At 37.4% G+C, this 6,001-nt stretch carries 6 protein-coding genes and 5 tRNA genes; 1 reads left to right on the forward strand and 10 read right to left on the reverse strand.

Annotated features, from left to right (window positions below; all coding sequences use genetic code 11):
• Positions 1-30: 30 nt before the first annotated feature.
• The 4 genes from ACOI1C_RS13750 to sigW form a co-directional block, all read right to left on the reverse strand.
• Positions 31-1,263, reverse strand: coding sequence for a YbbR-like domain-containing protein (locus tag ACOI1C_RS13750; protein ID WP_422511072.1), 1,233 nt, complete (start codon positions 1,261-1,263; stop codon positions 31-33).
• Positions 1,256-2,077 (reverse strand): diadenylate cyclase CdaA, encoded by an 822-nt coding sequence (gene cdaA / locus ACOI1C_RS13755; RefSeq protein WP_422511073.1) that lies wholly within the window; start codon positions 2,075-2,077, stop codon positions 1,256-1,258. The genes ACOI1C_RS13750 and cdaA overlap by 8 nt, the downstream gene beginning before the upstream one ends.
• 412 nt (positions 2,078-2,489) lie before the next feature.
• Positions 2,490-3,116, reverse strand: a complete 627-nt coding sequence (locus ACOI1C_RS13760) for an anti-sigma factor family protein (RefSeq protein ID WP_422511074.1) — start codon at positions 3,114-3,116, stop codon at positions 2,490-2,492.
• 15 nt (positions 3,117-3,131) lie between these two features.
• The gene (sigW, locus tag ACOI1C_RS13765; protein ID WP_422511075.1) at positions 3,132-3,695 is read right to left on the reverse strand and encodes an RNA polymerase sigma factor SigW; all 564 of its coding nucleotides are present in this window, start codon (positions 3,693-3,695) and stop codon (positions 3,132-3,134) included.
• Between the two features lie 180 nt (positions 3,696-3,875).
• On the opposite strand from sigW, the gene ACOI1C_RS13770 reads away from it, so the two are divergent.
• On the forward strand, positions 3,876-4,049 hold the full coding sequence (locus tag ACOI1C_RS13770; protein ID WP_422511076.1) for an aspartyl-phosphate phosphatase Spo0E family protein: 174 nt from the start codon (positions 3,876-3,878) through the stop codon (positions 4,047-4,049).
• A 31-nt stretch (positions 4,050-4,080) separates the two neighbouring features.
• Here the strand turns inward: ACOI1C_RS13770 and rocF are convergent, their stop codons facing one another.
• The 6 genes from rocF to ACOI1C_RS13800 all read right to left on the reverse strand — a co-directional run bounded on the left by rocF (position 4,081) and on the right by ACOI1C_RS13800 (position 5,834).
• Positions 4,081-4,986, reverse strand: coding sequence for an arginase (gene rocF / locus ACOI1C_RS13775; protein ID WP_422511077.1), 906 nt, complete (start codon positions 4,984-4,986; stop codon positions 4,081-4,083).
• A 209-nt stretch (positions 4,987-5,195) separates the two neighbouring features.
• Positions 5,196-5,268: transfer RNA gene (locus ACOI1C_RS13780), tRNA-Lys, on the reverse strand.
• A 158-nt stretch (positions 5,269-5,426) separates the two neighbouring features.
• Positions 5,427-5,501 (reverse strand) — tRNA-Gln (locus ACOI1C_RS13785).
• 95 nt (positions 5,502-5,596) lie between these two features.
• Positions 5,597-5,668: transfer RNA gene (locus ACOI1C_RS13790), tRNA-Glu, on the reverse strand.
• A gap of 13 nt (positions 5,669-5,681) precedes the next feature.
• Positions 5,682-5,757: transfer RNA gene (locus ACOI1C_RS13795), tRNA-Thr, on the reverse strand.
• 2 nt (positions 5,758-5,759) lie between these two features.
• Positions 5,760-5,834 (reverse strand) — tRNA-Asn (locus ACOI1C_RS13800).
• Between the last annotated feature and the right edge of the window lie 167 nt (positions 5,835-6,001).

The raw sequence follows: 6,001 nt of genomic DNA on the forward strand, positions 1-6,001 counted from the left end.
TTTATATATTCGCTCCTTCATGGACTATCATCATTGATTATTTACTAATTCAATTGTTGCTTTACTAGCAGAAAGACTCCACTTTATATTCGGAGGTCCATTCACTATTATATCTACCTCATGCTGACCGCTACTAAGTTTAGCTACATCAAGGTAAATGTCTATATCTGATTCATCAACATCTTTTAAAATAGAAGGTGCACCAACTAGTTCAATATTTACGGTTCCGTCTATCGGACTAATAAATTCCGCCTTTAGAGAATTCGGTATCCCAATTACTTTTATGGTAAGGCTTGTAAGTGTTCGAATCTCATTTTTCTCAACCTTCACTTGAACGGGAATTGTTTTTGGGACAATGTCCTTTACACCCTTAGGAACTGGTATCTCCACATCAATTGTGGTACTTTCGGTGATGCCTTCAATATTCACTTCTATATTCTCTATTTGTTGTATTTTATCAATTATCTCTTTTGGACCAAAAATTGTCAGTTCCATAATAGTTGATTCTATTCCGATTAAACTAAAACCATCCTCTACCTTTCCTTTAGAAATGAAGGAGATAGGAACCACTTTATTCGGACTAATGATACTCACCTCAACGTCTACAACCGCTGGATCAATCTCAACGTTTAATCGATTGCCCTCACTATCATAAACAGCCACAGGGGCTTCTTGCCTAATTTTTTCATTCGCGCCTTTAAGGTCAACGATTGCTTTGACCAGTGCAATCCGGTCTACTTGATCTTTAGCACCAATCACTTTCACATTTTTAGGGCTGATAATGGCTTCATCTAGCGTGTATCCTTCTTCTAACTCATGGATGTAATCGACTTCAACAGAAAATTCTTTCTCTATCTTTTCATCAATGGTAAGTGTAATCACAGAAGGATTAATCGTAACTTTCACATTATCACTTACATCTTTATATTGAACCTTGACTTGATGTGTTCCGACTTGTAATTCCTCGAGATCAACAAACACCTCTATAGAACGTTGAAGTTTAACTGGCTGTACAGCACTTCTCGGCCCTACTAATGTGACTGTTACCTCTTGTGGTAATCCCGACACAACATATTGATCTGTATCAAAATAGGCAGCAAGAGGAATTTCTGTGAGTGTCTCAGTCTCATCAGTTGCAACCGGAAAGCTCAACTGTTTTTTTGGATTGTTTTGTGTCTCAATCGTTACGGATGTGTACAGCATTAATGCCAATAACAAGGCAATTGCCTTCATCATCCAATGATTATTCATAAATTTATCCATTTTTCTTCCCCCTCCATGTCCATAGAGTTGAGGAAGACATTTTCGATGTAGACAATAATTCTCTTGTTAGCATCTCTTTCATCACATCTTGTGAGAGATCTCGGTGAAGGTCGCCGTTCTTAGTTAATGATATACTCCCTGTTTCCTCGGAGACGACAATAGTAATACTATCTGTTACTTCACTAATACCTAAGGCTGCGCGGTGCCTTGTCCCTAACTCTTTTGAAATGAACGGACTCTCAGACAGAGGTAGGTAACAAGCGGCGGCAGAAACTTGCTGCCTTTGGATAATGACAGCTCCATCATGTAATGGTGTATTTGGAATGAAAATATTGATTAATAACTCTGACGTCAAATTAGCATTCAAGGCTATACCCGTCTCAATATAATCACCCATGCCTGTATCACGTTCAATGGAGATTAAGGCCCCTATTCGACGCTTCGCCATATAGGATGTGGCTTTTACAATGGCTTCAATCTGTTGAAATTGCTCTTCTTCCTCGTTCACCGTATTTCTTGAGAAGATTTTACCTCTTCCTAGCTGTTCTAGTGCTCTTCGTAATTCAGGTTGGAAAATAACGATAACCGCAATAAATCCCCAGTCTAATGCTTGACCCATGAGCCATTGAAGTGTATGTAAACCAAGAAAGCTACTAAGTATGTTCACGATAACAATGACTGTTATTCCCTTTAATAGCTGTACTGCTTTTGTCCCTCGAACGACCATGATTAGCTTATATATAACAAACCAGACAAGGAGAATATCGATGATGTTACCCAGGTAATGTAGGATTGGGAATTCTCCAAACGGCATTCTTACACTTCCTTTATAGTAAAATAAAATTCCCTATATAGTTAATTTTTGTTAAAGGCTTAGCATTTACATTATACCATATTCTGTACAAATGTATAAAAAGGAACTAGACTTTTATAAATTAGCCCAGAACACCCGTGACTTCAGTCGTGGGATGAATGGGCGTCTTTTTGGTTAAGTGCTTTTGGTCCAGTGAAAAATATTCATATATAGTAGAGATTCAGCAGTCAAGTTTCTTTACCTTGAGCTACTCGTTAAAGTAATCTTTCATTTGATTACGAACTGTTTCAGACGGTAGTGCTAATTTAAACATTTTTGAGAATGTCCATTTATTTATTTATTTTTTAGACCGACAAAATAAAAGCATGAAATCACTTCAGATTTCACACTCTTGAAAATCTTACTTATATGTCTACTTACTTTCTGATGTGTTGAAGAATGATACCGTCTCTTTAATACCTTTTTTCAAATGGTACCAAATCCATTCAAACATTTGATCAATTTCATGGATTTCCCCAGTCACGGCACCAGCAGATGCTAAATACTTATCACCATTAATTAAAGTCAAATCTCCTCTTACTTCACCTTCAATTTTAATGTCGCCATTTCTAACGACCAAGTCCCCATCAACGATAGTACCCTCAGGTACAATGACGGTGTTTTCTTCAATAAGCAGATTCGATTGCTTCGATACAGCTAATTGTTGATCCTCGTTCCACATCGTTGTAATACTACCTAACATTAATATAAAGAAAACTGCCGCAGCCGTTAAGAGTGGGTGTATCTTGAGCCATCTTTTCACTTTTACAACTTTCTTTTCTTGTGGTAATCTCTGCATAACTTTTGCTGTAAAATCAAACGGAGAATGTATATGAGACGTGCTTTGAACGAGAGCAATCGTCTTCTTTAATTCATGAAAGTGTTTTTGGCAATCCGAACAATGCTGGAGATGGGTACGCAGCTCCTTCTCTTGATCTAAGATCAAATCTTCATCTAGAAAGTTATGCATGTATTCTATATATTTTGGATCACATTTCATGTTCTTCACCTCATCCTAGACTTCCCTTAATTGTTTCCTGAGAGCTTCTCTTCCTCGATGGATTCGAGTTTTTATTGTACTAATAGGTAGCCCCAATACTTCACTTATTTCTTTTAATGACAGTTCTTCAATATACTTTAATACAATGACTGCTCTATATTTTTCGGGTAGCCTTAAAATTTGTATTTGTACACTTTGTTGAAGTTCTAGACTTTCAACTTCTTCTTCTGGTAATGGGACATCAGCGGCAACTTGTGAGTACATGGTTAAACCCTCAGTTCCAGTAACTTCTGCATCCAAGTAATAATCAGGCTTTTTCTTTCTTATACGATCAATTGCTAAATTGGTTGCAATGCGATATAGCCATGTCGAAAACTTCTTATCAATATGGAAGCTTTCTATATTAATATATGCTCGAATAAAGGCCTCTTGTGCAATGTCTTCCGCTTCATGGGAGTTGCCAAGCATTCGGTAGCAAAGCTGATATACCTTATCCTTATACAACTCTACAATTTCGCTAAAAGCATTTTGATCCCCATTTTTAACTTGCTTGATTCTATTTTTTATTATTGTTTCCATTTACCCTAACCCCCGCTTACTTTGCGGCTATCCCTTCTATACGTTTATTTATAGAAAAGGTTTCACTTTTTTATCTATTATTTATTTTCCAATTCCTATTTTAACAAAAAATGGACGAAATGTTTAAAAAACTTAAAAAAAGGTAGATATTAGAAAAATATAGATAGGGTGACAGCAATTATGAAAACTGATAAACCCTCTATGGATAAAATTGAGCAATACCGAAAAGAATTAATAGAATTAGCAAAACACTCTTCGCTCAATTCTCCTGAGGTTATCCGAGCAAGTACCACCCTAGACACTTTGTTAAATGAATACGAATTATATAGAAGGGAAAAAAACAGTAAACGTTGATTCGTTTACTGTTTTTTTATTTCTTATAATACTACTTTAATTTCTCTCCAAATAAGGAACCCATAAGTGCTACCGCGACAGAGGCTGTTTTATTTTTATCATCTAAAATAGGATTCACTTCAACAAATTCTGCTGACGTGATGATTTTTGACTCTTCTAGCATCTCCATTGCTAGATGACTTTCTCTATAGCTAATCCCACCTATAACTGGTGTCCCTACTCCTGGTGCATCATGAGGATCTAACCCATCCAAGTCTAATGAAAGATGAACACCGTCTGTTCTCTCAGATAGATACTGTATGGTTTCCTCCATCACAGCCGTCATACCCATTCTATCAATTTCGTGCATTGTATATACTTTTATACCTTTTTCTTTAATTAACTCTTTTTCCCCATCATCTAATGATCTTGCCCCGATGATAACCACGTTCTCAGGCTTAATTTTTGGTTCAAAGCCTCCAATATTCGTTAAAGCTTGATGACCTAGTCCTAAACTTACCGCTAAAGGCATACCGTGAATATTTCCAGAAGGAGATGTGTCTGCTGTATTTAAATCACCATGTGCATCATACCAGATAACACCAAGACTTTTATAGTGCTTGGTCACTCCCGCAAGTGTTCCAATTGCAATACTATGATCGCCGCCTAATACTAAAGGAAAGCGATTAGCGGATAAAATTTGGTCAACTGCATTTGCAAGCTTTTCACTCGCGTCAGCAACCTCTTTTAAATTTCGAAGGTTATCGACCAGTGCCTCCGAAGTACGTCCACGAAGACCAATTTGTATGTCGCCTAGATCCTCCAGATCATAATTAAGACTCTCTAAACGCTCTACCACTCCAGCATATCTTATTGCGCTTGGCCCCATATCTACTCCACGCCTGGCTTGTCCTAAATCCATTGGCACTCCAATAATTGATATATTTTTATTCTCCATTGTTTGTACCTCCTTAAACTCTTTTACTTACCTCTATTTTAACTATAAAAAGGTAATGACTCAACTTGACAAGTCTATGTATATATATTCAATTTACAATTCATACAACTATACATGGAAACGTTCCAGATTTACACAATCATATATTTGATGAAAACGCATTTTTTAAAAAAAACAAAAAAAGCAAGGAATACCTTGCTTTTTTTTGATGAGCCATGAAGGATTCGAACCTTCGACCCTCTGATTAAAAGTCAGATGCTCTACCAACTGAGCTAATGGCTCGTATTAGAATATTCTGTTCTGAACTTGGTGTAGCTCATAAATGAAATCGGAATTTCAGAAAGGTCATTCAAGATTTCAATCGATTGTTACGCTTAAGTAATTTCAATGGAGATTACTCGGGCGTGTTACCTACTGAGCTAATGACTCGTTAAATTAAATGGCTGGGCTAGGTGGATTCGAACCAACGCATGACGGAGTCAAAGTCCGTTGCCTTACCGCTTGGCTATAGCCCAATATATATAATGTTCAATTTAGTGAGCTAAGCTCACTAAATTGTAAGAGAGAGGTGAATACTTGTTATTGCAGAACTCACATTTCTCATGGATGATGACCCATACGGGATTCGAACCCGTGTAACCGCCGTGAAAGGGCGGTGTCTTAACCGCTTGACCAATGGGCCTTTGTCAACCTACTGGAGCTTCCAACCGGATTCGAACCGGTGACCTCTTCCTTACCATGGAAGTGCTCTACCTGCTGAGCTATGGAAGCAATGGCTCCACCAGTAGGATTCGAACCTACGACCCTTCGGTTAACAGCCGAATGCTCTACCGCTGAGCTATGGTGGAATAACACTATTGAAATAAATAAATATTTTACCATTGCTGCCAATTCTGTTCTATCGCTGTGCTACGGGAAAAGACAAAAATACTGCTACGCAGTTAGCTAAATAAGAACACCCTAACCTAGATATTGAATCTAGTAGGGCTAATATTTAAGTAAATAATGCTTGGCG

It is taken from the genome of Bacillus sp. DJP31 (assembly GCF_049310945.1).
In the GTDB taxonomy this organism is placed as follows: domain Bacteria; phylum Bacillota; class Bacilli; order Bacillales; family SA4; genus Bacillus_BS.